Raw genomic sequence first — 5374 nt, forward strand, 5'->3', positions numbered from 1 at the left:
CCCGCCGCCGCTGCGGGTCCGCCCGCTGCGTCCCTGGCTCGCCGAGCCGGCCGCCGCGGCGGCGTTGGCACCCGTCGAGGGGCCACCGGCGCGGGCGCTGGTGCCGCCGCTGCTCCGCGGTTACCTGCGCCTCGGCGCCTGGGTCTGCGGCGAGCCGGCGTACGACCCGGACTTCGGGGTGGCCGACTTCTACGTGCTCTTCGACCTGGACCGGATGAATCCGCGCTACCTGCGGCACTTCCTCGGCGGGGCCGAGCGGTGAGCGCCGCCGCGTACCACCTCTGGCGGCCGGTCTCCGGGTGCGGCCCGGCGTGCCTCCCGGTGCCCGGCGAGGTGCCGGCCGTGCCGACCGGCCGGCGGCTCGCCCGGCTGGCGGCCGTGCTCGGGATGCTGGTCCTCGGCGCCGGCCTGGCCGTGCTCTTCCCCCTGCTGCCGGTGGGCGAGCGGCAGGCCGCCGTCCGGGGCTGGGCCCGGGCGACCACACGCGCGTTCGGCGTACGCCTGCTGGTCCGGGGCCGGCTGCCCCGGCGGCGCGCGCTGCTGGTCGCCAACCACGTGTCCTGGCTGGACGTCCTGGCGGTGCTGGCCGTCGCCCCGGCCCGGATGCTGGCCAAGAGCGAGGTGCGGCGATGGCCACTGATCGGGCTGCTCGCCGGCGCGACCGGCACGGTCTTCGTCGACCGGAGCCGGCCCCGCGACCTGCCGGCCACGGTGGGCCGGGTCGCCGACGCGCTGCGGGACGGGCGGGCCGTCGCGGTCTTCCCGGAGGGCACGACCTGGTGCGGCGACGCGGCGGACTGCCGTCCGGGTGGCGGCTTCCGGCCGGCCGTGTTCCAGGCGGCGATCGACGCCGGCGCTCCGGTCGTGCCGCTGCGGATCGGCTACCGGTGCGCCGCGACCGACGCCGGGACGACGGCGACGGCCTTCCTCGGCGACGAGAACCTGTGGCAGTCGGTGCGGCGGGTGCTGGCCGCCCGTGACCTGGTGGTGTCGGTGACCGTCACGACCGCCCTGCATCCGGCCGCCGACGCCGACCGGCGGCTGCTGGCCCGGGCGGCCGAGTCGGCGGTGCACCTCGTCCCGGCCCGGCGCCCCACGCCGCGGATGCTCCGTCCGGTGCCGGCCCCGTCCAGGCCGGCCGTGACCGAGCCGGAGCTGCACCTGGCCGCCTGACCGTTCCGCCGTCGCGACGCCGCGACGCGAGACAGTCTTGTTAAGTCGCGATGTATCGCGTTAGTCTTTCCTCGTCGGACGCGCACCGCGTCCTGCGAGGGAGGACGCATGGCCACCTGGACTGTAGACAGCCCGCAACGGCTCACCCTCGACGGGCCCGTCACCCGACTCGACGTCCATCTGCTCAGCGGCCGGCTCACCGTGGTGGCCACCGACGGACCGGCCCGGGTCGACATCACCCGGGTCGGTCGCCGGCCCGTCCTGGTCGAGCAGCGCGACGGCCGGCTCTCCGTCCGGCAGGAACGCGGCCGGCGCTGGTGGGAGGCCCTCTGGTGGGTGGGGCCGCTGGCCCGCTGGCCCCGGGTGGACGTCTCCCTGGCCGTTCCCGCCGACGTGCTGGCCGACCTGCACCTGGTCGACGGTGCGCTGGTCGCCTCCGGCCTGCGCGGGCAGACCCGGGCAGAGGTCACGGCCGGCCAGATCACCCTGCGGGGGCTGCGCGGCCGCACCGCGGCGAAGATCACCTCCGGTCCGGTCGAGGCGCTGGGCGTGGCCGGCGACCTCGACCTGGAGACGGTCTCCGGCGAGGTGATCCTCGCCGACAGCGCGGCCGGGCAGGTCCGCGCGCAGACCGTCTCCGGCGCGATCACCTGCGACCTCGACAACCCCCGGGGCAGCGACATCCGGCTCAGCACGATCTCCGGCAGCATCACGGTCCGGGTGCGCCGGGACAGCGACCTCGACGTCCGGCTGCACACCACCTCCGGCCGGATCACCAGCGGCTTCCCCCAGGTGCGCGGCAGCGCCGCCCCCGGCGCGGTGGTCCACAGCGAGGGAGTGCTCGGAGCCGGCGAGGGTAGGCTCTCGGCGTCCGCGACCTCGGGCAGCATCGCGCTGCTCGCCCGCCCAGCGGACGACGACCTGGAGGAGCTGCCGTGACCGCCGTGTTCAGTCACGGGCGGCTCCGGCTCTACCTGCTGAAGCTCCTCGACGACGGTCCGAAGCACGGCTACGAGCTCATCCGCCTGCTGGAGGAGCGCTTCCTCGGGCTGTACGCCCCCAGCGCCGGCACGATCTACCCCCGGTTGCAGCGGCTGGAGGTAGAGGGGCTGGTCACCCACACCGCCGCCGGCGGCCGCAAGGTCTACGAGATCACCGACGCCGGCCGGGCCGAGCTGCGCCAACGGGCCGGTGAGCTGGCCGCCCTGGAAGCCGACATCACCGCCTCGGTGGCGGACCTCTCCACCCTCGCCGGGGAGATCCAGAGCGAGGTACGCGGCTCCGTCCGGGACCTCAAGCGGGAGCTTCGGGAGGCGACCCGGCAGACCCGGCGCACCAGCTGGGTCCACCCCGCCCCGGCGCCCGCTCCCGCCCCGGGCCCGTCGCCGACGCCGGGGTCGAGCCCGCTCACCGAGTTCGACCAGCGGCTGGCCGCCTTCACGGTCGAGGTGGGCGCGCTGGTCCGGGCCCGCCGGCTCAGCGACTCGCAGCTGCGTACCGCGATCCGGCTGCTCGACGGCGCGCTGGACGGGCTGCGCCGGCTGCTGCGCTGACCGACGGCCGCCGGGTCGGGCCCACGGCCGGCTCACAGGTTATTTCCAGCAAGCGCCCAGCGCGGGCGCAGCGAGAACGCGGATGATGGTCGGCATGGCCGCTACCCAGACCGAGGCGCGACTGCTCGTCGTCGAGGACGACCCCAACATCCTCGAACTGCTCTCCGCCAGCCTGCGTTTCGCCGGCTTCGACGTGGCCACCGCCACCAGCGGCAGCGCCGCCCTGCACGCGGCCAAGGACCACCGGCCCGACCTCGTCGTGCTCGACGTGATGCTGCCCGACCTGGACGGCTTCGAGGTCATCCGGATGCTCCGCGAGGGCGGCACCCGGACGCCGGTGGTCTTCCTGACCGCGCGGGACGCCACCGACGACAAGATCCGTGGGCTCACCCTGGGCGGGGACGACTACGTCACCAAGCCGTTCAGCCTGGAGGAGCTCACCGCCCGGATCCGGGCGGTGCTGCGGCGCACCAGCAGCGGCGAGCAGACCCCCTCCCGGCTCACCTTCGCCGACCTGGAGCTGGACGAGGAGACCCACGAGGTGCACCGGGCCGGCCAGCGGGTGCAGCTCTCGCCGACCGAGTTCAAGCTGCTGCGCTACCTGATGCTCAACGCCAACCGGGTGCTCTCCAAGGCGCAGATCCTCGACCACGTCTGGAACTACGACTTCCGGGGCGACGACAACATCGTCGAGTCCTACATCTCCTACCTGCGGCGCAAGGTGGACAACACCCAGCCCCGACTGATCCACACCCTGCGTGGCGTCGGGTACGTGCTGCGCAAGCCGGCGGCGTGAACACCCTCCACCAGGCGAAGGGTCGACTGCGCAGCGTCCCGCTCCGGGTCAAGCTGGTCGCGTCCGTCCTCGCCCTGGTCTCCGGGGCGCTGGTGGTGATCAGCGCGTCGACCACCATTTTCCTTCGCAGCTATCTCATCGGTCAGGTCGACGGGGACCTGCGGCTCGCGGAACGGACCATCACCCGGGTGGTCGACCTGCTCCAGCAGGGCCGGCCGGCGGAGTTCGGCCTGCCCAGCGACTTCGTCGTGCTGGCGGTCGTCGACGGTCAGCCCAAGGCGGGCTACTTCAACCCGGACCTGCGCCCGGAGGACCTGCCGACGTGGCCAGGGACCGAGGAGGGCTTCGCGGACCTGGTCGGCAAGCCGTTCACGGTCTCGTCCCGCGACGGGCACAGCCGCTGGCGGATGCTCTACTCCGAGCTGCCGGCCGGCCAGCTCGCGGCCGTCGGCCAACACCTCACCGACGTGGACCTGGCCGTCAAACGGCTGGTCTGGATCGACGTGCTGGCCGGCACGGCGGTGCTGATCCTGCTCGCCTCGGTCGGCGCGGCGATCGTCCGGACCAGCCTGAAGCCGCTGGTGGAGATCGAGCGGACCGCCGCCGCCATCGCCGGTGGCGACCTCACCCGGCGGGTGCCGGACCCGGAGGAGGGGCAGGAGTGCCCCACCTCGGAGCTGGGGCGGCTCTCCCGGGCGCTCAACGCCATGCTCACCCAGATCGAGGCCGCCTTCACCGCCCGGGCCGCCTCGGAGACCGCCGCCCGCTCCGCCGAGGCCGGCGCCCGGGACGCCGCCGCCGCCGCCCAGGCGTCCGAGGCGCGGGCCCGACGCTCCGAGGAGCGGATGCGGCAGTTCGTCGCGGACGCCTCGCACGAGCTGCGGACCCCGCTGACCACCATCCGCGGCTTCGCCGAGCTGTACCGGCAGGGCGCCGTCCGGGCGCCCGAGCAGACCGCCGACCTGCTGCGCCGGATCGAGGACGAGGCCGCCCGGATGGGACTGCTGGTGGAGGACCTGCTGCTGCTGGCCCGGCTGGACCGGGAGCGGCCGCTCTCCCTCGCCCCGGTGGAACTGCCGGTGCTGGCCGGCGACGCGGTCCAGGCCGCCCGGGTGGTTGCGCCGGAGCGCCGGATCGAGCTGGAGATCGAGCCCGGCTCCGGCCCGCTCGTGGTCTACGGCGACGACGCCCGGCTGCGGCAGGTCATCGGCAACCTGGTGACCAACGCGCTGACGCACACCCCGCCGGACGCCTCGGTCACCGTGCGGTTGCGGTCCGAGCGGGGGAACCTCGCCGTCGTGGAGGTGGCCGACACCGGGCCCGGCCTCTCCGCCGACCAGGCGGAGCGGGTCTTCGAGCGCTTCTACCGGGCGGACGCCGCCCGGACCCGGCGGGCCGGCGGCAACACCGGCACCGGGCTCGGCCTCGCCATCGTCGCGGCGCTGGTGAGCGCCCACCACGGCACCGTCGAGGTGCTGACCACCCCGGGCGGCGGAGCGACGTTCCGGGTCCGGCTGCCGCTCGTGCCCGACACCGACGGCGAGGTCGAATGACTTTCAGCGAACATTCAGGGCCGTTCCAGGCTGATCGCAGAGGCACGGGAGATGGTGGATCCATGACCGAGTACGAGTCCGACCCGCAGCGCCGGCCGGCCCCCACCGACGCCGAGCCGTCGCACCCCACCGCCGAGCTGCCCCGCGTCGAGCGCGCGCAGTCCGACTCCCCGAGCACCGACGCCGCCCCGGACGCCACCGCCGTGTCCGCCGCCCCTGGCGCCGACGACCTCCGTACGCCCGAGCCGGCCCGGGTTCCCGACGGCCCGCTCGCCGGCGACGCCCCGCGTACGTCCGAG

Annotated in this window: 5 protein-coding genes and 2 pseudogenes; all 7 read left to right on the forward strand. The window is 74.9% G+C overall.

Features of this window, described 5'->3' with window-relative positions; all coding sequences use genetic code 11:
• Positions 1-262 (forward strand): annotated as a pseudogene (locus NCC78_RS26880) (GNAT family N-acetyltransferase); the annotation flags it as partial.
• Positions 259-1173 carry a lysophospholipid acyltransferase family protein gene (locus NCC78_RS26885; RefSeq protein ID WP_250797962.1) on the forward strand — a complete coding sequence of 305 codons (915 nt, stop codon included), beginning with the start codon at positions 259-261 and terminating at the stop codon, positions 1171-1173. The pseudogene NCC78_RS26880 and the gene NCC78_RS26885, both read left to right, overlap by 4 nt.
• Positions 1174-1281: 108 nt before the next feature.
• Complete coding sequence (locus tag NCC78_RS26890) at positions 1282-2112, forward strand: DUF4097 family beta strand repeat-containing protein (RefSeq protein WP_250797963.1); 831 nt, start codon at positions 1282-1284, stop codon at positions 2110-2112.
• Positions 2109-2726 (forward strand): PadR family transcriptional regulator, encoded by a 618-nt coding sequence (locus tag NCC78_RS26895; RefSeq protein WP_250797964.1) that lies wholly within the window; start codon positions 2109-2111, stop codon positions 2724-2726. The genes NCC78_RS26890 and NCC78_RS26895 overlap by 4 nt, the downstream gene beginning before the upstream one ends.
• A 94-nt stretch (positions 2727-2820) precedes the next feature.
• Positions 2821-3522: a response regulator transcription factor gene (locus tag NCC78_RS26900; RefSeq protein ID WP_250797966.1), complete on the forward strand. Its 702-nt coding sequence runs from the start codon at positions 2821-2823 to the stop codon at positions 3520-3522.
• Positions 3519-5075, forward strand: coding sequence for a HAMP domain-containing sensor histidine kinase (locus tag NCC78_RS26905; protein ID WP_250797967.1), 1557 nt, complete (start codon positions 3519-3521; stop codon positions 5073-5075). The genes NCC78_RS26900 and NCC78_RS26905 overlap by 4 nt, the downstream gene beginning before the upstream one ends.
• A gap of 62 nt (positions 5076-5137) precedes the next feature.
• Positions 5138-5374 (forward strand): annotated as a pseudogene (locus NCC78_RS26910) (peptidase S1); the annotation flags it as partial.

The sequence above is a fragment of the Micromonospora phytophila genome (assembly GCF_023656545.1).
In the GTDB taxonomy this organism is placed as follows: Bacteria; Actinomycetota; Actinomycetes; order Mycobacteriales; family Micromonosporaceae; genus Micromonospora; species Micromonospora phytophila.

Bases quoted from the DNA above. Each gene is read 5' to 3' on its own strand.
- NCC78_RS26900 (WP_250797966.1), top strand. From the start codon at position 2,821: ATGGCCGCTACCCAGACCGAGGCGCGACTGCTCGTCGTCGAGGACGAC.
- NCC78_RS26890 (WP_250797963.1), top strand. From the start codon at position 1,282: ATGGCCACCTGGACTGTAGACAGCCCGCAACGGCTCACCCTCGACGGG.